Origin of the sequence: Paenarthrobacter sp. TE4293 (genome assembly GCF_050435325.1) — a bacterium.
GTDB classification, from domain to species: Bacteria; Actinomycetota; Actinomycetes; order Actinomycetales; family Micrococcaceae; genus Arthrobacter; species Arthrobacter nitroguajacolicus_C.
In genome coordinates this window covers 319,807-338,466 of the sequence record NZ_JBNJRY010000005.1, presented here as the reverse complement: position 1 = coordinate 338,466, position 18,660 = coordinate 319,807, and the positions used below count along the sequence as shown (strand labels likewise).

The following is an 18,660-nucleotide window of genomic DNA, read 5'->3' as shown; positions in this document are numbered from 1 at the left end:
GTGTTGCTTGAAGCGCAATTGGGAAGGCGTCGTCCTGAAAGTCATGGGCGCCAAGGACTTCACTTTGGAAGTCACCGGGCGGGAGGAGATCACTCCCGACTTCTTTCGCGTGCACGTGCGCGACGGTGGATTGCTGGAGCGCAGCGGGCTGCATCCCACCATGTGGATCCGGCTGTGGTTCGACGACGCCGGCAAGGCCCACCAGCGGGCCTACACCCTGGTCAACGCAGACCCGGCGGCGGGAACGTTCAGCATGGACTTCGCAATGCACAGCGGGGTTGCCGCCGACTGGGCCCGCACCGTCCAGGCCGGCGAGACCATCGATGCCACGGTCCAAGGCAGTTCCTTCACGTTCCCGCAGCCCGCTCCGCGCCGGATCTGGGTAGTGGGCGATCCCGCCTCCATCCCGGCCATCAACTCGCTGCTGGACGAGCGGGAAGTGACGGCCGCGGGGGCGGCGCCCGTGACGGCTTGGCTCGAATACCAGCACGACGCCGACCCCTCGCTGGAGTTGCGGACCACAGCGTCCGACGTCGTCACCTGGGTTCCGCGTAAACGCGACGGTGCCGCGCTGGTCGAGGAAGCCTGCGGTGCGCTGACCGCAGGGACGGTTTCTCTGGGCGAAGACTTCTTCTGGATCGCCTGCGAAGCGTCCAGCACCCGCGCCATCGTCAAGCACCTGCGCAAAGAACTGGGCGTGGACAAGCACAGGATTGATGCGCTGGGGTACTGGCGGGCCTGAGGTTCTTCCGGCTCTATTCACGCCAGGCGAGGAAACCCTTCTGCCCCTCCGGCGGAGTGAGGACCACGTCCTTGCCGTACTTCTTCTTCGCGTCAGCGCCGAAGAAGGCATCCGGGACGATGCGGATCGCTTTGGCCACCTTCCCCTCTTTCAAGAAGACGAACAGCGCCGGTGACGCGGTGTAGCGGCTCTCCTTGGTGAGGGGTTCACCGAAGGCAGCCTCGATCTCCTTGGCCGGCGTTCCCTCCGTCACGAAGCCTGCCTGGTCCCACTCGAAATCTGTAGCATCGGCCAACTTCAACGCCGTGCCGTTCTTCACGGACTCAAGCACCTGGTTGTTGAGCTTCTCATTCGATTCGGGCATCACGGATCCTCCTAGGGAACAGGCGGCCAGGGCGCAGGCCAGGATGAAAGAGAGCAGGCCGGCGAGGGCGACGCGGCCGGCGGAAGTTTGCGGCCGCCGTCGTGCCTGTAGTTGGCGGTGGGCCATCACGAGGTGGTCCTCGACTCGTCGTTGAACTCAGGGTCCTCGCCGTCGATGGGCGGAGCGTTATTGGCGTCGCCGGTTTGGTCCATGGGGACTTCGTTGGACGGGTGGGGCAGCAAGTCCGGCCCCACCACCACGGTATCGCCGTGGTTCACGGCTTCCTCGATCAAATCCGCAAGCTCCTCAGCGCTGGCATCCGGGTTGGAGATGGCCACGTTGCGGCCCACTTCATTGTTGTACAAATCCATGGCTTCACGGGGTGCCGGGTTCCCGGGGAGCTGTTCGTGGGCCGTGGCATAGTCCTCAGCCCAGTCCGCGCCGAACTCTTTGACCATGAGGGCGTTCCAATACGCATGACGGAAGGCGTCGTTCTGATCGTCGTTGCGGTCGGCGCTGGGGAAGCGCTCGTCGGCGATGCTGAAGGCGTCATCGTGGATGTCCTTGAAGGCGTTCATCTCGAAGGGGCCCAGGCCGTTGAGGAGTTCCGCTTCCTTCTTGGTGACCTCCCTTTGGTCGACGACGAAGCGCAGGGGGTCCCAGTCACCAGGCCAATTGGTGGTCTCGGCGTCGCTGACCTGGTATTGCTCCAGGATTTCTTCGGGCGTGGGCTGGCCCGGGCTGGGGCTCGCTGCGGTCTTGGTGGCGGCGCTGTTGCCGCCGGTGGCGCTGCTGGTGCCGGTGCCGCCTTCGGTTGACGCGGAGGATTGCTCGTCGGCATTGGCGAGGACAGACTTGGAGGCCTCTTCCAGGCCGTGCAGGGTTCGTTCAAGCAGCGGGCGCAGGTGGCCTTGCCAATCCGCGGCGAATCTTTTGGCATCCTGGCCCTGCCAGGTGCCACCGTGGCCGGCCAAATCCCGGCCGATCAGGGAATCGAGTTCGCGGACCCGGCTGGTCAGCAGTGACGCACCGTTGGCCAGGGCCTTGGAGAGCGCATTGAGTTGGTCGACGTCGGCGCCGTAGAAAGGCATGTTTCCCCCTGAGCTTTCCCCTTCATGGTTTGGCATCGTCCCCCGGACCGCAATGGGGACCTCTACCCTTGGGACGACTAAGGGAAAGCGTTCACCCGGGATGCGGCCCATCGTCGTGCTGTATATCTCACAGTGCGGGTATGGTGTGACGCTTGACGCTGAAACGGCAATTTGTTCTGGATTTCTAGCTCACCTGTGATATTTCTTGGATATGACGCAACCTACCGCCGAACATGTAGGCCTTCTGCTCCGCAACGCCCGTGGCGAAAAAGGGTGGACGCAGGGGCAGCTGGCAACCGAGCTTGGAACCAGCCAAAGCGCAATCGCCCGCATGGAGCAGGGGAAACAGAACCTGAGCCTGCGCATGATCGAACGCCTCGAAGCTATTTTCGGTCGTTCCATCGTCAAGGTTGGCAAGCCGCAGATGACGCACCTCCGCGTGGAGGGCGGCCGGACTCTGTCCGGCGACGTGGACGTCAACAGCAGTAAGAACGCCGGCGTCGCCCTTTTGTGCGCAAGCCTCATCAACCGTGGAACCACCACGCTGCGCCGTTTGGCCCGCATCGAGGAAGTCAACAGGATCGTTGAAGTGCTGACGTCCATCGGCGTTGAATGCACCTGGCTCAACGGAAGCGATCTCCGCATCCGCAGGCCCGATGTGCTGGACCTCGGATCGATGGACGTGGATGCTGCCCGCCGTACCCGCAGCGTGATCATGCTGCTCGGGCCGCTCCTGGACGAGACCAACGAGTATTTGCTGCCCTATGCCGGCGGGTGCGACCTCGGAACACGCACAGTGGAACCCCACATGCAGGCGCTGCGCCAGTTCGGCCTTGAGGTCGAGGCCAAGTCCGGCTTCTACTCAGTGACGGCTCCTCCGGCCGATGACCATGACCGCTCCTTCGTCCTGACAGAACGAGGCGACACCGTCACCGAGAACGCCATCATGGCTGCCGCGCACCGCGAAGGCACCACGGTAATCCGCAACGCCAGCCCCAACTACATGGTCCAGGACCTCTGCTTCTACTTGCAGGGACTGGGAGTAGAGATTGAGGGCGTCGGCACCACCACGTTGAAGATTACTGGCCGCCCCGCCATTGATGTGGAGATCGAGTACTTCCCGTCCGAGGACCCCATTGAGGCCATGAGCCTGATCACCGCCGGGATCGTCACCAACTCCGAGGTCACCATCCGCCGGGTTCCCATCGAATTCATGGAAATCGAGCTCGCTACCTTGGAGCAGATGGGTCAGAACCTGGAAATCTCCGGCGAGTACATGGCACGCAACGGCCGGACCCGCCTGGTGGACGTCACCACCAAGCCGTCCGAGCTCCGCGCACCGCAGGACAAGATCCACCCCATGCCTTTCCCGGGCCTCAACATCGACAACCTGCCGTTCTTCGCAGTGATTGCAGGTAACGCCGAAGGCCAAACCATGATCCACGACTGGGTCTACGAAAACCGCGCCATCTATTTGACGGAGCTCAACAAGCTGGGCGCCCAGGTACAGTTGCTGGATCCGCACCGGATCTACGTCAACGGACCCACCAAATGGCGTGCCGCGGAAATCGGCTGCCCACCGGCCCTGCGCCCTGCTGCCTGCCTGCTGCTGGCGATGCTTGCGGCCCGTGGGACCTCTGAGTTGCGCAACATCTACGTGATTGAGCGCGGCTACGAGGACCTGGCCGAGCGACTGAACACCATCGGCGCGAAGATCGAGTACTTCCAGGACTAGTCACCCTGTCCTCACCCGGTCTCCTGACGCAGAATGGAGCATGCGGACTTTCGGGGTAGAGGAAGAGCTGCTCATCGTCGATCCTGTGACGGGTGAACCCCTGGCCCTCGCGGATGCGCTGCTGGCGGGCCACAGCGAGCCTGCCACTGGAACGGGGCTCAGTCATGAGCTCAAGCTGGAGCAGATCGAGACCCAGACCCGTCCTTGCCATAGCCATGGTGACCTCCTGCAGCAGATCCGCCGGGGCCGGGCCATGGCCAACGAAGCGGCCCGCCAGCACGGAGCGCGGGTTGCGGCGATCGCTACTTCTCCGCTGGCTTCGGCCACGCACACCACACCCGATCCCCGTTATGCCGCGATGCTGGATCGCTTCGGAATCATCGCGACGGAGCAGCTGACGTGCGGTTTCCACGTGCACACGTCGGTTGAGTCACCGGAGGAGGGTGTGGTGGTGCTGGACCATATCCGCGACAAACTCGCGGTTCTGACGGCCCTCACCGCCAATTCGCCCTACTGGCGCGGGCTTCCCACCGGCTTCGACAGTTACCGGACCCAGGCTTGGAACCGCTGGCCCACCTCGGGCCCGTCGGCCGTTTTCGGTTCGCTCACGGCCTACCGGCGCATGGTGAAGCGGCTCCTGGAGACGGGCGTGATCCTGGACGAAGGCATGATCTACTTCGATGCCCGCATTTCCAGGGACCACCCTACGGTGGAGGTCCGCGTGGCTGACGTTTGCCTCCGGGCGGACGACGCCGCATTGATCGCGGTGCTGGTCCGCGCCTTGGTGGAGACGGCTTCCTTGGAAATGCTCGACGGCGTTGAGCCCACCGCAGTGCCCACGGCACTCCTGCGGATGGCGAGTTGGCAGGCGAGCAACTCGGGGTTGCGTGGAGATCTCCTGGATTTTGGTGACTTCCGCCCCTTGCCGGCCGCGGAGGTCGTGTGGGCCTTGGTGGACTACCTGAGCCCGGTGCTGGATGACCAAGGCGAGTTGGAGCTGGTCAAAGCAGGGATTTCGGACCTTTTGGGAAGGGGCAACGGTGCCCGCGAACAACGCGAAACCGCTGCCCGCTACAACGAAAGGCAACGCAGCGGGCAGAGCCAGCCGGACAGTCCACCCACCAGCGACGCCTTGGCCGCCGTCGTGGGCCATGCAGCGAAAATGACGGTGCGTGGTGCGACCGCCGACGCGCACAGGGAACCGGCGCCGATGCTGACGCGGGTCAGGAGGCCTTAGCGTCCGGGTCTTCCCACATCATCAGGTACGCGCCGACGAGCCCCTCCACCGCGTAGAAGACGAACGGCGGGATGTCCTTTTTCGCTACCAGGATGGCGCCGTAAAGGGGCGCACTGGCTGCAGCAGTGAGCCCGATCCAGCGTTGTGTGGGCAGGGACAAAAGACTCCCGCCGAGGGCAGCCAGCGCCACAACATGGAGTCCGGAGTACGCCAGGAACGGGGCGTTTGAGCCCCTGCGGTAGGCGAAACCCTCAAGGTCGGCAGCACGCCGGGCGAGGCTTGAGACGAACAGCGGGGCGCCGGCGAGCAACGCTCCGGCGGCTGCGAGAGCCCACTTTCCCGCCGTCCTCCGCGAGGCGTCCTTGCCGGGGAGCGCGCGGGCGAACGCTGCGAATCCCACCGGCACGGCGACGGTTCCCACAGCGGTCAGATGTTGCCCCGCGATCCAGCCGCGTTGGCCCGCTGTCAGCATGCGCAGGCGTTCGGCATTGTCGGGGGTGATGTAGACACGGGAGACCGGGGAGATGCCGACGAACCACACCACCGTGCCGGCAACGATGGTCGCTCCGGCACGGCGGTAGGGGTGGTTCCCGCTCATGGCAGCAAGGTTAGACCTGTTTGAGGGCCTTCTCCAGATCCAGGATGAGGTCGTCCACGTCTTCCAGTCCCACAGACAGACGGACCACGCCGTCGCTGAGTCCGATCGCCGCACGTCCCTCGGGGCCCATGGCCCGGTGGGTGGTGGTGGCCGGATGGGTGATGAGCGACTTGGAGTCACCCAGGTTGTTGGAGATGTCGATGACGCGGAGGCCGTCGAGCAATGCGAACGCGGCCTCCTTGGCAGAACGTCCAGTGGACGGGGACAGCTCGAACGTCAGCACAGTGCCGCCGGCTTTCATCTGCTTCGCGGCGAGCTCGTACTGTGGGTGGGACTTCAGCAGCGGGTACTTGACCCAGCTGATGGCAGGCTGCTGCTCCAGCCACTCGGCGATCTTCAGTGCGGACGCAGAACTGTGGTTCACCCGCAGCCCGATGGTCTCCAGGCCCTTGGTCAGCACCCAGGCGTTGAACGCGGACAGCGAGGGGCCTGTGTGCCGCATGAGCTGCTTGACCGGACCCTCGATGAATTCCTTGGTGCCCAGGATCGCGCCGCCAAGGACACGTCCCTGGCCGTCGATGTGCTTGGTGCCGGAGTAGACGATGACGTCCGCACCCAGCTCACCGCAGCGCTGCAGCAGGGGAGTGGCAAAGACATTGTCGACGACGACAGTCGCCCCGGCGGCATGCGCCAGTTCGCTGACGGCAGCGATGTCGACGATCTCCTGCATGGGGTTGGACGGAGACTCAAAGAACACCGCGGTAGTAGGCACGGAAAGGGCCTCACGCCACTGCTCCAGATTCGGCCCGTCCACGAATACCGTTTCCACGCCCCAGCGCGGCAGGATCTCGTTGAGGATGACGAAGCAGGAGCCGAACAGCGACCGGGCGGCAACCACGCGGTCACCGGCAGCCAGCAGGGCACCCAGGGCTGTGAACACCGCGGACATGCCGGACGCCGTCGCAAAGCACGCTTCGGCGCCTTCGAGCAGCCGGAGCCGTTCCTGGAAAGTAGCCACGGACGGGTTGCCATAGCGGGAGTAGACAAAGCGTTCGTCTTCTCCGGTGAAGGCACGCTCGGCAGCAGCGGCCGACTCGTACACGAATCCGGAGTTCAGGAAAACGGGCTCGGAGGTTTCCTGGAAGTTGGTGCGGTCAAGGCCGCCGCGGACGGCCTGGGTGTCGGGGCTCCAGCCGGCGGCATCGGGATTAAAAGTCACTTACTCGGTCCCCAGATTCGTTGGCAGGCCACGGTTCTTCCAGCCGTTGACGGTGCGCTCACCGTAGCGGTCCGGTTCGCCCTCAAAGCCCTCAAGGACGTTGTAGGCGGTGAAACCGGCTTGCGTAGCAGCGACGGCGGCCGAGATGGAACGCTGTCCGGAACGGCAGATGAAGACGAGCTCCACGGCGTCATCCTCGGGTGCCTGCTGCTGCAGATCGTCGATGAAGCGGGAGTTCGGGATGCCACCGGCGAGGTTCCACTGGATGAACAGGGGATCGTTCTCGGTGGCTTTGGTGTCGGGGATGCCGATGTGGGCCCATTCGGCTTCGGTGCGGACATCCACCAAAATGGCGCCCTTTTCGAGCTTGGCCCACGCGTCCTGCGGGGTCAGGTCGCCTGCGTAGCTCATGCGTGGCCCTCGAATGCTTCCTGGTCGTCGTCGTTTTCCAGCTGGTCTACGGCATTGGCGACGGCGGCATCAGCGTTGGCGATCGCGGCGGGGAGCACGATGGCCTGGGCAACGATGACGTCCGTGCCGTTGAAGGTCGCGGCCGGGCTGCCATGGAGCACATAGCCCTCGGCGAGGGAGTTGTGGATACGCTCGCAGAATTCACGGTTATCCGGGCCTGTAATCAGGCGGTATGAGAGTTTTTCTTCAGTGGGTTCAGGCATTGCTGGTGCTCCTCAGTCACGCTTGCAGTTCGAAGTGTCGATACGCCGAGTAGTCACCTGAGGCACCCCGCCGGAGAGAGGGTTGCCGACCAGCAAGTCAGGGCTTTGCGCTGGTACTCATTACTCAAGAAAAACGTAACATCCACGGGCATCGGGCTGCACTTGCAGGCGGTTGCAGCGTCGTCATGTTGCGTAATCGGCGGCTGCATCGGCTAGTGGTCCTTCAGGGCCCGCACCGCAGCCCCGACGGTCGGGAAGAAATGGTCCGGCGTGAAACGGGCCGCCGTGCCAAGACGGAGCAACGTGTCCTTCACCGGCCCTTTGAGCTCGGCGAACACCAAGTCCACTCCTTTGCTGGCCAGCCATTCGTCCAGGGTGACCAGATCGTCCAAGGCCGTGGTGTCGATCCCGGTGATGGGTTCTGCGGCAAGGATGACGTGGCCTACGGGATCCGCGGCTTCGTCGGGGGCCTCATCCAGTTGTTCCCTCACGAAGCTGGCCAGAACGTGCCCGTTGCCGAAGAACAGGGGTGCATCGAAGCGGAGGATCAACAGCCCGGGGATGCGTTTGCCTTCGGGGTGCCGTTCGAGGTCGTGGTAGCCGGGGACGCCTTCTTCTGTGCCGAGTTCGGTGCGATACGGATCCCACGCCCGACGGACGAAATCCAGGAGGGCCAAGGCAATGGCTACCACTATTCCTTGGAGGACACCCACTGTCAGGACCCCCAGGAATGCCACCAGCATCACTACGGACTCGCTTCGGCTCATGCCCAGGAGTCTTTTGACGCCGGCCGGATCTGCCAGGGCGATTGCTGCGGCAATGACGACGGCGGCCAGGGTCGCCGAGGGCAGGTATCCGGTCACTCCCGGAGCCAGCAGCATGAACGCCAGCACCAAGGCTGCTCCCACGACACCGGTCAGTTGCGACTTGGCTCCGGCGTCTACTGCCACCGGTGTCCGGGAGGCGCTTCCGGAGATGGGGAATCCACCGAGCAATCCTGTGGCAGCGTTTGCCGCCCCGAGCGCTGCCATCTCCCTGTTGCCGGACACCCGCTTGCCTTCCTTGGCGGCCAGGGTTTGGGAGAGGACGCCAGTATCTGCGAAGGCCATGAGGGCAATGCCCGCCGCGGCCGGGAGCAGAGTCAGGGCGTCCACCCAGCCGATGCCGTCGAGTGCGGGCATGGGCAGGCCCTGGGGGAGAACCCCCGTGACCTTCAGGTCGTCGTCAAGGTCGAAGAGCGCCGTCACCACGCAGGAGCCAACCACCGCCAACAAAACGCCAGGCACCTTCCACTTCAGGAACCTCGGGATCCAGATGAGCGCCAGCGAACCCACTCCCACCAGCAGCGCGGAGAGGTTGACCCCACCAGTGATTACCCCGGTGGTGACCTTAGCGAGCTTTTGCCAGATATCGCCGTCGGCCTCTATTCCCAGGAACGCCGGCAATTGCGACAGCGCCACCAGCAGCGCGATCCCGTTCAGGTACCCGAGCCGGATCGGTTTGGACAACAGGCCGGTGATCGCACCCAGCCTCAGTGCGGAACCGGCCAGCATAATGGCGCCAACCAGCAACGCCAGGAGCCCTGCCAGGGCCACGATCTTGTCGCTGCCGCCCGCCGCCAGGGGGATGACCGCCGCTCCGATCAGCGGGGCGAGAGCCGAGTCGGGGCCGAGGACCAGGATGCGGGAAGGCCCGACGACGGCATACACGAGAAGCGGGATGACAGTCGCGTAGAGCCCGGTGACGGGAGGAAGCCCGGCGGCCTGCGCGTAGGCCATCCCCGCCGGCACCAGGAGGGCGAACAGTGCGGCACCGGCGATGATGTCGTGCCGCAACCATTCACGCTGGTAGCCCTTGAGGGCCCAGACGCCGGATAGCCGGTCCTTGGCTGAAGGACGGGTGGTTGCTGCACTCATACTGCGATCATTCCCGACCCCTGCTCTTTGCGGAACACGGCGAACGCCGTATGTGGAAATCCGGACCGGTCCGGGGGACGTTCAAATGTGACGTCCCGGGAGCATAATTGACCCAGTACGACCCCCTGTAACTTCGCATGAAATCAGGTCGTGGTGAACGGACAGAGCAGTTCTACACTCAAGCCCATGCTGCATTTTGGATGGTTTGTGGGCCACGGATTCGGTGTTCAGGGATGGGGGACGCCGGGCTACGGACTGGGCTACGACTGGAAGAAACCCGCCCTTTACCAGGAAGCCGTCCGGGCTTTTGAGCGATCCGGGTTGGACCTGTTCATCATCGAGGATTCCCTCACGGTGCCGGACACCTATGGTGGTTCGGCCGAGGTATCCCTGGCCCATGCTTCGTTCGCGCCCAAACACGATCCGCTGGCGCTGGTTCCCTACCTTCTCTCTGCCACCGAACACTTGGGGATCGTGCCGACGGTCAGCGCCTCCTTCTACCCGCCCTTCACAGCTGCCCGGCTCCTGGCCACTTTGCAGCACTTCTCCGAGGGGCAATTGGGGTGGAACGTGGTCACCTCAGGGAGCGACCTTGCCGCGCAGAATTATGGGCTGGACCAGCAGATTGAACACGATCTGCGGTATGAGAAAGCTGAGGAATTCGTCGACGTCGTCCGGCGGCTGTGGCGCAGCTGGGAACCAGGCGCCGTGATTGAGGACGTTGACGCCGGCGTGTTCGCCGATCACACCAAAGTGCACCCGATCAACCACCAAGGCGACTTCTTCAAGGTGCGGGGCCCGTTGAACACGGCGCCTTTGCCGGAGGAGCCGGTGCTGGTTCAAGCTGGGGCTTCGCCTCGGGGCAAGGCGTTTGCAGGAGGCCATGCCGATGTTGCCATTGCCTTGGCCCGGGGCGTCGACGGCATGAAGTCCTACCGGGACTCGATCCGCGCCGAGGCTGCCAAAGCCGGCAGGAACCCCGACGACGTCAAGGTCCTGTTCGTGCTCAAGCCCACTGTGGTTGGCTCTACCGCCGAGGCAGAGGAATTGCGGGCGCAACGCCGGGAGCTCACCCAACGGGACATCGACAGCCAACTCAACTCCATCTCCTACCTTTCCGTGATCGACTTCAAGAAGTTCGACCTGGACGAGCCCCTTCCCGAGCTGAGCACCAACAGCAACCAGGGAACGCTGGAACACTTTGCCAAGGCCGCGCCCCCAGGGTCCACGCTGCGCCAGATCCTGCAGGCCCGCAGCGGCGGTGCCGGCGACTCGATCATCGGAACAGCGGACGAAATCGCCGACTACCTGGAGGAGACCGGTTCTGCAGTGGGTGGAGACGGCTTCCTCTTCTCCGGCTTCGTGGATCCGGTGACGGTGCACGGGGTGCTGGACAAGCTCACCCCGGAGCTGCGTCGCCGCGGCCTGTTGAGGAAGAGTTACGGCAACGGTGGGTTCCGGCAGAATCTCTTGGACTTCTGATGGTCTCTTCCGAAACACGGACCTTTCTCCTCGGGACGGCACCGGTGACTGCGAGAAGTGTTGCCTTGGCTGCCAAAGACCTCACGTTCCACGTGAAACTCAACCCAGATGCGTTGTCTTTGATCGGACGTTCCCGGGAAATACTGGAGCGCACGGCGGCGTCCGGACAACGGGTCTATGGACTCAACACCCTTCTCGGGTCCGGTCGGGACACGGATGTGGAGGAGAAGTCGCTCCTGGCCTATCAGGTCCAGGTGGTCAGGTACCACAACAGCGGGGTGGGCGAATATCTGGACCGCGCCGCGGCCCGGGCAGTGATCCTCGCACGCCTGATCGGATTCAGCCGGGGCGGCTCGGGAGTGCGGCCGGAAACAGCGGGCTTCTATGCCGAACTCCTCAACCGCGGTGTCCTCCCCGCCATCCCTCGCGAAGGTTCCGTAGGGTCGTCAGACCTCACCCAGCTGGCCGCCGTCGCCGCCGTCGCCATCGGTGAGGGCGAAGCTATCGACGCGAACGGCACCCTGGTGCCGGGTGCCAAAGCGCTCGCCGATGCGGGGCTCCAACCCCTGGTCCTCGCGCCCGGTGAGGCGCTCGCCCTTGTCAGCGCCAATGCATACTCCGTCGGCGCCGGGACCCTCGCGCTGGTCCGGTTGCAGCATCTGGCCCGACTGGCCGACGTCGCGCTTTCCCTCTCGCTGGAGAGCATCGCAAGGTACGACGGCGGCGGTAACCTCAGTCCGTTTTCGCCGGCAATCCAGGCGGCCAAGGCGGTGGACGGCCAGGGTGATTCGGCTGATGCTGTCCGCCGCCTGCTCAGCGGTGGGTGGTTGGAGGGTGCCCGTCCTGAGGTGTCCGTGCAGGATGCCTTGTCCTTCCGTGCAGCGCCGCAGACCCACGGGGCCTTCCGGTCCCTCGTGGCGCAGCTCGGTGTTGCCCTGGAGGTGGAGCTCAATGGCCGAGGCGACAACCCGCTGGTGGATGTCGACTCCGGCCAGATGGTGTCGGGCGGAAACTTCCAACCGATGCAGCTCGCCCTTGCTTTTGAGAGCTTGCGGCTGGCCTTGGCCCATGTGGGGATTGCCAGTGAACGGCGCATCGCCAAGTTATATCCTCCGCAGCGGGCTATCCGGGCCCGGCATTTACAGGCGGCAGCTGAAACAGGGAGCGGTGTCGGCGCCGGTCCCGGTCTTGCCCCCGGTCTGGCCCAGGAGGAGCTGCCCGGGCTGCTGTGGTACTCCGCTGCGGGGCTCCTGGCCGAGCTCAAGTTCCTGGCAGCCCCGGCCACCCTGGGCGCCCCCACTCTTTCGGCCGACGTCGAGGACCACTCAACACTTGCCCCTTTGGCTCTGCAGCAACTCGAGAAGTCGCTGGATGTCCTGGAGAAGCTCGTCACGATCGAGGCTCTGACGGCCTCGTACCTGCTGCTCGAAGCGGGAGCTGCGCAGCCCCTCGGGAGGGGGACAGGCGTCGTCGTGGGCCGGCTCGCCGACGTGCTGGCCGACAGGCCTTCGGCGCCGGACCTGGTGGAACGGGCCCGGGCTGCACTGCGCGACGTCGTCAGCCAGCTTTTCCCGGAGACAGAGGAAGGGACGGGGTCATGGTGAATCCGACGATTCGTCACCAAGGGGTGCACGCGGCGGCCCCGGTGCCTGACGGGCTGGATGCTTCGGTCCTGGACAAAGTGGGAAACACGCCCTTGGTGAAGCTCGAAGCATTGGGCCGCGGCCTGGGCAGCGCCATCCACGTCAAGCTCGAGTCCGAGAACCCCGGTGGATCCATCAAGGACCGCACCGCACTCAGCATGGTTCGGGCGGCAGAGAGGTCCGGGGAGCTGAAGCCCGGGGCCACCATCGTGGAAAGTACCTCGGGCAACACGGGGATAGGGTTGGCGCTCATTGGCCACTTGACCGGACACCCCGTGGTGGTGGTTACCGGTGACACCATTTCGCAGGAGAAGCTCGCCGCCCTCCACAATTACGGCGCCCGCGTGGTCCTGACGGACTGGAACGCGCCGTCGGAATCGCCGGAGAACGCCCGTGCCGTAGCTGCCCGGATTACGGCGGAGACGCCGGGTGCGTGGCGGCCGATGCAGTTCGACAACCCGGCGAATCCCCTGGCCCACTACGAAACCACAGGACCGGAAATCTGGGAGCAGACAGGGGGCTTGGTGACGCACTTCGTTGCCGGCATCGGGACCGGCGGGACCATCAGCGGGAACGGGCGGTACCTGAAGGAACAGGTAGCGGCCTTGAGGCCCGGTGGTCATCTGGAGGTCGTCGGGGCCGACCCCTATGGCTCTGCCTACAGTGGCGGACATCCCGGCGAGATCCTGGTGGACGGCGTGGGGAACTCTTGGCCCGAACCCGAGTGGCCCAAGGCTTTTGATCGCGGCATCGTGGACCGGTTCCTCCGCATCCCCAACGACGAGGTCTACACCACCGTTCACCGGCTCCTCGACGAGGAAGGGCTCGCGTTGGGTCCTTCGTCGGGGCTCGCCGTGGCCGCTGCCCTTCGGGTGGCACGGGCGGCGCCTTACGGTTCAGTGGTGGTGGCCATAGCCCCCGACGCCGGAACCAACTACCTGAGCAAGGCTTTCAACCCGGTGTGGCTGGCGGAGCACGGCATCCGGCTCGCCGCCGACGCCCCGGGCTGACGCTCTCTCACCTCTTGCGGGCTTGGGCCGGACGCTCTCTCACCTCTTGCGGGCTTGAGCCGGACGCTCTCCCACTTGAGGGTGTCCGGCTCCTTTGCGTTAAGCTCCAACCATGCCCGAACAGGAAACGCAGCCACGCCTTGCTGGCTATTTGGACAAGCAGCAGCCGGATCTCTACGCAACGCTGAGCCACTATTCCCAGCAGCTCGTGGAGGAAGCCGACCGGCTTGGCATCCCCCGCCGGACGCTCGAACTCATCAATTACTTGTCCTCGCAGATCAACGGCTGCGCCTTCTGCCTGGACCTTCACCATCGTCGGGCCCTGAAATACGGCGAAACCGAACAACGGTTGTCCTTGGTTGCTGTGTACAAGGAGGTGCAGCTGTTCGAGCCCGCAGAAGTGGTGGCCATGGAGATTGCCGAGCAGATTACCCGTATGAGCTCCTCACGGCCCAGCCCCGAGCTCTTCGCGCAGGCACGGCAGCACTACAGCGACGAGCAGATCAGCGTGCTCTGCATGGCTGCCATCGGGATCAACGCCTTCAACCGACTGTCGATCCTGAGCGAGCACCCGGTACGCGCCGCCAAGAAGTAGGGCCGCATACCGAAGCGTCCTGACCCTCTTTCAGACCAGATCAGCCCCCAAACAACCCGGGGAGGTTGCCTGGGGGCTGATCGGTTTTCAAAGAAGGTCAGGGAGCCACCCGGGCCTAGGCGTCGACCACTTTCTTGAGCGACCGCCGTCGTCCGTATTTGAAGTAGAAGACGGCGTAGCAAGCCCCCACGAAGGGAACGCCGAACAGAAGCGCCGCCACTTGGTTGGGATCGAACGCGATGCCGACCAACGACACCACGCACAGGGCGAACGCCAGGATCGGGACCAGCGGGAACAGCGGCGCCTTGTAAGGGAGCGTGCTGAGATCGCCGCCGTTCTTGATGAAAGTCCGCCGGTAAATGAAGTGCGAAGCCACAATCGACATCCAGACGCCGACAGTCGCGAAGCCGGCCACCGAAACGAGCACAAGGTAGACCGTCGCCGGCGCCACAACGCTGCTGATCAATGAGGCCAGGCCGCCCAGCATGCTCACGCAGAGGGCAACCATGGGTATGCCCCGCTTGGTGAGCTTCTTGAACGCCTTCGGTGCGTGGCCCTCGTCAGCCAGCGAGAACAGCATGCGGGCGCAGGAGAAGAGCCCGCAGTTACCGGCGGAGAGCAGTGCCGTGATGATCACGAAGTTCATGATGTCCGCGGCAAATGGGATGCCGAGCATCGAGAAGACCGTGACGAACGGACTCTCATCCACGCTGACTTTTTCATAAGGGATGGTGGCCGCGATGACCGTGATTGCCCCGACGAAGAAGATCATGAGCCGGATGACGGTGGTTCGCATGGCTTTGGGGATGTTTGCGCCCGGGTTGGCCGTTTCGCCCGCGGCCACCCCGATCAATTCGGAACCCGAGAAAGCGTAGAAGACCGCAAGGCAGGTGACGAACACACCGGTGAAGCCGTTCGGGAACAGCCCGTCCGGCGTGGTGAAGTTCTCGCCGAACGAGGGGTAGTCGCCCGCGGCGAGCGGATGGAAGCCCGCCAGTGCGGCGCCACCGAGAATGATCAGGCCGACGACGGCGGCGACCTTGATGAGCGCGAACCAGAACTCCGATTCACCAAAGACGCGCGATGAAATGGCGTTCAGGGTGAACAGGACCGAGGCGAAGATGAAGCACCAGATCCAGACGTCGACGCCTGGGAACCAACGCTGCATGAGGAGGCCGGCCGCTGTGAATTCTGAACCCAACGCCACCGCCCAGCAGAGCCAGTACAGCCAGGCAGTGGCGAATCCCGTGGCGGGACCGATGGTCCGGCTGGCATAGATATGGAAAGCGCCCGAAACGGGAAACGCGACAGCGAGTTCCCCGAGGCAGGCCATCACCAAGTAGACCACCACGGCGCCGATGAGGAACGCCAGTACCGCGCCCAAGGGGCCGGCAGTGGCGATGGTGTATCCGGAACTAACGAACAGGCCCGAGCCGATGACGCCGCCCATGGCAATCATGACCAGGTGCCGGGCCTCCATGGACCGGCGCAGTCCTGTGGTTGAGGAGCCAGTCCGGGACTGCGCCTCGGTTGCCGATGCGTCGGCTTCTGTGGGGGAGCTGAGTCCCATATTCCCTCCGGGAAGTTAGCCAGCAAAGTTTGACGTAGTGCCAGCCGGACGTGATCCAACTAACACGAGAACAAGATTCATCACATGACGAATGACCATTTCAAGGAGGATAAGGAATGCGATTGGACGCGCAGGGCGGCCTTGGCCGAGGCCAAGCTTTCCTAATCATTGAGTCACGCGAGCGATTACTCTACTTGTCATCTGTTAGGTTCCATGCGGAGCTCCATGAGTGAACTCCCTTGGTGAACTTCACTGACAAGAGCGGGTTATTCAATCCCCGCGAACAGTTCGTTCAGCTCGGCGGTGAGTTGCTTGCGCACATCAGGTGCGCCAACTTCCTTGCCGTTGATGTGATTCACGGGGGCGATCAGCCGAATGCTGGAGATGAGCCAGACGGCGTCGGCATCGAACAAGTCCTGGGGCTCCAAGGGGCCATAACCCAGTTCCCACCCGGCAGCCTTCGCTGCGGCAAACAAGGCGCCCTGCGATGTGCCCGGGAGAATGCCACTATCCAACTGCGGTGTGATGAGGCGTCGGACTGTCCTGACGGAACCGTCGCCGTCGTCGACCGTTTCAAGGTGTGCCAGCAACACCGTGGACGTCGGGCCTTCCAGGACCCGCCCATCGGTGGAGGTGAAGATCGCGTCATCGGCGCCCTGTTTGTGCGCGTAGCGCAGTGCAGCCATGTTGACCGCGTAGGAAAGCGTCTTCGCGCCCAACAGCAGCCACGGCGCTCGCTCGCCGGCTTCGGTATCGAAACCACGATCCAAAAGTACGACGTCGATACCCGTCTCGCGCTGTCGGCGGCTGCCAGCGGGGGAGGGCGAAGCCTGTACCCAGCAGGTAGGGCTGGCCGCGCCTTCGACGCCCCGGGTCACGATCAGCTTGACGACTACCTCGTCCTCTTCCGGCGTGGCAGCCGGGTGGACGTCGCGGAACTCGTTGATTGCCGTCTCGATGGCACGGCGCCACACGTCCTGTCCTGGAAGAACCAGGTCAAGGGCCGCCGCAGAACTGCCCAACCGGTTCAGGTGTGCCTGGACTTTGCGGGGACGGCCTTGGACTGCGAGGAGCGATTCGAAAACGCCGTCACCGCGTGTGGCACCCAGGTCCGTTGCCATGAGCTGGGGCTGGCTGGAATCGGCAATACGTCCGTTTTCGAAGGCGGGGTCCAGGAAAACGAGGACCGTGGGGGCAGGTGAAGTCATGGTCCAAGCTTAGTGCTGGGCCGCTGCTGATGACTTTGCCGGATAGGCTGTGGTCACTGTTGTTCATGGAACCCCGGGGGTTATCGCGTGCTCTTTCCTTTTCCGTTCGGCCAGGAGTGGACCTGGTTGCTGGGCGCCTGGGCCATTGCGGAAGTCATCATGCGCATCGTCCTGCTGGGCATCATTCCCGGCAACCGCCGTCCTACCACCGCCATGGCGTGGCTTCTGGCTGTGTTCCTCATCCCATCTGTCGGGTTTGTCCTGTTCCTCCTCTTTGGCAACTTCAAGTTGTCCCGTCGCAGGCGCGAGCAGCAGGAAGAGGTCAATCGCCGGGTTCGCGCGGTAACCTCCGATCTTGCGGATCCCGTGAGCGTCTATTCCGGACCGGAATGGGTCAAGTCGGCGGGTGAGCTTAACCACAGGCTAGGGTCGCTGCCCATGGTCGACGGCAACAAGGTTGAGTTGATCCCCGGCTACGAAGAGTCGATCAAAGCCATGGCCGAGGCCGTCAAGGGCGCCAAGAGCTACGTCAACGCCGAGTTCTACATCATGAGCAGCGATTCCGTGACGGACGATTTGCTGACAGAGCTGGAGAAGGCGGCTGACCGCGGTGTGACCGTCAGGCTGCTCTTCGACCACATTGGAACACTGCGCGTCAAGGGATACCGCCGCCTGATCCGCAGGCTCAAGGCAGGCAAGATCCAATGGAAGCGGATGCTGCCGCTGCTGCCGATTCACGGTCAATGGCGCCGCCCGGACCTCAGGAACCACCGCAAGATTATGGTGATCGACGGTGAGGTTGCCTTCACCGGCTCGCAGAACCTGATTGAGCCCTCCTACAACAACCCCAAGCACCACAAGGTGGGCCGTAAATGGGTTGAGCTCATGTCACGGCTTGAGGGGCCGATTGTGGCCACCCTGAACGTCGTGTTCGCCACGGACTGGCTCAGTGAAACGGACGAATCCCTGGAAGACCAACTGCGCCTGCCTGCACTGCCTGCTCCCGGCAGTGTCACGGCCCAGGTAGTGCCGAGCGGTCCAGGGTTCGCAACCGAGAACAATTTGCGGTTGTTCAATACCCTGATCTACTCGGCGCAGCACCGGATCTCCATCTGCAGCCCGTACTTCGTTCCCGACGATTCCCTGCTTTATGCCATCACCACCGCAGCCCAGCGAGGTGTTGACGTGGAACTCTTCGTCTCCGAAAAGGGCGACCAGTTCCTGGTCCACCACGCCCAGCGCTCCTACTACGAAGCCCTGCTGGAGGCCGGCGTCCGAATCTACCTGTACCGGGCGCCGTACGTCCTCCACGCCAAGCACTTCACTATCGACGACGAAGTGGCCGTTCTTGGTTCCAGCAACATGGACATGCGCTCCTTCTCCCTGAACATGGAGGTTTCGGTGATGCTTCTCGGCGCCGAAACGGTAAACCTCATGCGGGCCGTGGAATCCACGTATCGCGAGGTGTCCCGTGAGCTTATGCTGGATGACTGGATGGATAGGCCCCCGTTGGCCAAGTATGTGGACAACGTGGCCAGATTGACGGCGACGCTCCAGTAGTCCTCCACCGTGGACC

General features: G+C 63.8%; 17 protein-coding genes and 1 riboswitch. Of the genes, 8 read left to right on the top strand and 9 right to left on the bottom strand.

Annotated elements, in window-relative coordinates; genetic code table 11:
- The first annotated feature begins 7 nt into the window (after nt 1-7).
- The gene (locus QF015_RS12700) at nt 8-742 is read left to right on the top strand and encodes a siderophore-interacting protein (RefSeq protein ID WP_429389415.1); all 735 of its coding nucleotides are present in this window, start codon (nt 8-10) and stop codon (nt 740-742) included.
- A gap of 13 nt (nt 743-755) precedes the next feature.
- Here the strand turns inward: QF015_RS12700 and QF015_RS12695 are convergent, their stop codons facing one another.
- Both QF015_RS12695 and QF015_RS12690 read right to left on the bottom strand, forming a co-directional pair.
- Nucleotides 756-1,106, bottom strand: a complete 351-nt coding sequence (locus QF015_RS12695) for a hypothetical protein (protein ID WP_429389413.1) — start codon at nt 1,104-1,106, stop codon at nt 756-758.
- Between the two features lie 125 nt (nt 1,107-1,231).
- Nucleotides 1,232-2,197, bottom strand: coding sequence for a WXG100 family type VII secretion target (locus tag QF015_RS12690; protein ID WP_310211051.1), 966 nt, complete (start codon nt 2,195-2,197; stop codon nt 1,232-1,234).
- Nucleotides 2,198-2,408: 211 nt separating this feature from the next.
- Here QF015_RS12690 and QF015_RS12685 point away from each other — a divergent pair, with 211 nt between their 5' ends.
- Both QF015_RS12685 and QF015_RS12680 read left to right on the top strand, forming a co-directional pair.
- Entirely contained in the window at nt 2,409-3,932 is a 1,524-nt protein-coding gene (locus tag QF015_RS12685; protein ID WP_429389411.1) for a UDP-N-acetylglucosamine 1-carboxyvinyltransferase, read from the top strand.
- Between the two features lie 40 nt (nt 3,933-3,972).
- A complete protein-coding gene (locus QF015_RS12680) occupies nt 3,973-5,169 on the top strand; it encodes a glutamate--cysteine ligase 2 (RefSeq protein ID WP_429389409.1) in 1,197 nt (398 codons plus the stop codon).
- On the opposite strand, the gene QF015_RS12675 is transcribed toward QF015_RS12680, so the two are convergent.
- From QF015_RS12675 to QF015_RS12655, 5 genes are all read right to left on the bottom strand, one after another.
- A complete protein-coding gene (locus tag QF015_RS12675) occupies nt 5,156-5,767 on the bottom strand; it encodes a hypothetical protein (RefSeq protein WP_429389407.1) in 612 nt (203 codons plus the stop codon). The genes QF015_RS12680 and QF015_RS12675 overlap by 14 nt on opposite strands.
- 10 nt (nt 5,768-5,777) lie before the next feature.
- A complete protein-coding gene (locus QF015_RS12670) occupies nt 5,778-6,986 on the bottom strand; it encodes an O-succinylhomoserine sulfhydrylase (RefSeq protein ID WP_310211041.1) in 1,209 nt (402 codons plus the stop codon).
- Nucleotides 6,987-7,397, bottom strand: a complete 411-nt coding sequence (locus tag QF015_RS12665; RefSeq protein WP_429389406.1) for a rhodanese-like domain-containing protein — start codon at nt 7,395-7,397, stop codon at nt 6,987-6,989.
- Nucleotides 7,394-7,660 (bottom strand): DUF1737 domain-containing protein, encoded by a 267-nt coding sequence (locus tag QF015_RS12660; protein ID WP_310211037.1) that lies wholly within the window; start codon nt 7,658-7,660, stop codon nt 7,394-7,396. The genes QF015_RS12665 and QF015_RS12660 overlap by 4 nt, the downstream gene beginning before the upstream one ends.
- 13 nt (nt 7,661-7,673) lie before the next feature.
- Nucleotides 7,674-7,785: riboswitch (SAM riboswitch) on the bottom strand.
- 87 nt (nt 7,786-7,872) lie between these two features.
- A complete protein-coding gene (locus QF015_RS12655; RefSeq protein ID WP_310211032.1) occupies nt 7,873-9,576 on the bottom strand; it encodes a SulP family inorganic anion transporter in 1,704 nt (567 codons plus the stop codon).
- Between the two features lie 153 nt (nt 9,577-9,729).
- On the opposite strand from QF015_RS12655, the gene QF015_RS12650 reads away from it, so the two are divergent.
- The 4 genes from QF015_RS12650 to QF015_RS12635 all read left to right on the top strand — a co-directional run bounded on the left by QF015_RS12650 (nt 9,730) and on the right by QF015_RS12635 (nt 14,306).
- Nucleotides 9,730-11,058, top strand: coding sequence for an NtaA/DmoA family FMN-dependent monooxygenase (locus tag QF015_RS12650; protein WP_310211269.1), 1,329 nt, complete (start codon nt 9,730-9,732; stop codon nt 11,056-11,058).
- Nucleotides 11,058-12,662, top strand: coding sequence for an aromatic amino acid ammonia-lyase (locus QF015_RS12645; RefSeq protein WP_429389404.1), 1,605 nt, complete (start codon nt 11,058-11,060; stop codon nt 12,660-12,662). The genes QF015_RS12650 and QF015_RS12645 overlap by 1 nt, the downstream gene beginning before the upstream one ends.
- Nucleotides 12,656-13,711 carry a PLP-dependent cysteine synthase family protein gene (locus tag QF015_RS12640; RefSeq protein WP_429389402.1) on the top strand — a complete coding sequence of 352 codons (1,056 nt, stop codon included), beginning with the start codon at nt 12,656-12,658 and terminating at the stop codon, nt 13,709-13,711. The genes QF015_RS12645 and QF015_RS12640 overlap by 7 nt, the downstream gene beginning before the upstream one ends.
- Nucleotides 13,712-13,823: 112 nt before the next feature.
- Nucleotides 13,824-14,306 carry a carboxymuconolactone decarboxylase family protein gene (locus QF015_RS12635; protein ID WP_310211021.1) on the top strand — a complete coding sequence of 161 codons (483 nt, stop codon included), beginning with the start codon at nt 13,824-13,826 and terminating at the stop codon, nt 14,304-14,306.
- Nucleotides 14,307-14,421: 115 nt separating this feature from the next.
- On the opposite strand, the gene QF015_RS12630 is transcribed toward QF015_RS12635, so the two are convergent.
- Together QF015_RS12630 and QF015_RS12625 are read right to left on the bottom strand one after the other, a co-directional pair.
- Nucleotides 14,422-15,876, bottom strand: a complete 1,455-nt coding sequence (locus tag QF015_RS12630) for an amino acid permease (RefSeq protein WP_310211018.1) — start codon at nt 15,874-15,876, stop codon at nt 14,422-14,424.
- A 266-nt stretch (nt 15,877-16,142) separates the two neighbouring features.
- Nucleotides 16,143-17,084, bottom strand: a complete 942-nt coding sequence (locus tag QF015_RS12625; protein WP_310211015.1) for an aminodeoxychorismate lyase — start codon at nt 17,082-17,084, stop codon at nt 16,143-16,145.
- Between the two features lie 87 nt (nt 17,085-17,171).
- Here QF015_RS12625 and cls point away from each other — a divergent pair, with 87 nt between their 5' ends.
- On the top strand, nt 17,172-18,644 hold the full coding sequence (gene cls / locus QF015_RS12620; protein WP_310211012.1) for a cardiolipin synthase: 1,473 nt from the start codon (nt 17,172-17,174) through the stop codon (nt 18,642-18,644).
- Nucleotides 18,645-18,660 lie beyond the last annotated feature (16 nt).